This is a genomic window from Bacillus sp. LR--39 (assembly GCF_053613335.1).
In genome coordinates this window covers 1-686 of the sequence record NZ_JBSIOT010000938.1, presented here as the reverse complement: position 1 = coordinate 686, position 686 = coordinate 1, and the positions used below count along the sequence as shown (strand labels likewise).

General features: G+C 47.8%; 1 protein-coding gene. It reads right to left on the bottom strand.

From position 1 onward, the window contains the following. The coding region (locus ACWHAR_RS27600) for a YitT family protein (RefSeq protein WP_452088504.1) at nt 1-627 on the bottom strand (627 nt) is incomplete at its 3' end. Nucleotides 628-686: the final 59 nt, after the last annotated feature.

Below are 686 nucleotides of genomic sequence, written 5' to 3'. Positions count from 1 at the left end.
CTCCGCTTTCTTTGTGACAATCATAACGGTGAGCTTGGCGTGGCGGGTGTGGATGGCATCAATCACCCTGGTTGTCACATATAGTGTAACGAGCGTATATAATGCTTTCTCCCATCCGTTCAATAATCCTGCTGTTAAAATAATCGCACCGTTTAAAATAAAGAAATAGGTGCCGACCGGTTTGTCTTTCCACTTTGCCAGGATCATCGCAATAATATCCAAACCGCCCGTTGAAGCCCCGTATTTAAGGGTCAGGCCGATCCCGACCGCGGCGATCACCCCGCCGAACACGGCATTCAGCAAAATGTCGTTTGACAGGCTCGCCTCAGGGAGCATCCCCAAAAAGACCGTCGTCAAGGCCACGCTCAAAATGCTGTAGACCGTAAATGAGCGCCCGACCTTGAGCCACCCTAGAATCCCGACGGGAATGTTTAAAATAAACAATAGCGTCCCCGTTGAAAAATAAATCGGGCTGTACTGGTCAAGCGCGCTCGATAAAAGCTGCGCCACCCCCGTAAAGCCGCTGGCGTAAACATCGGCGGGAATCAGAAACAGATTCAATCCGATGGCATTTAACAAGGCGCCGATGATGACAATGAACAATTTTTTTGCTTCCGCTATGACCATATTTAGTTCCTCCGCTACTTTCGTATATATTTGGTTTACCCTTAAAACAATATTTTGAA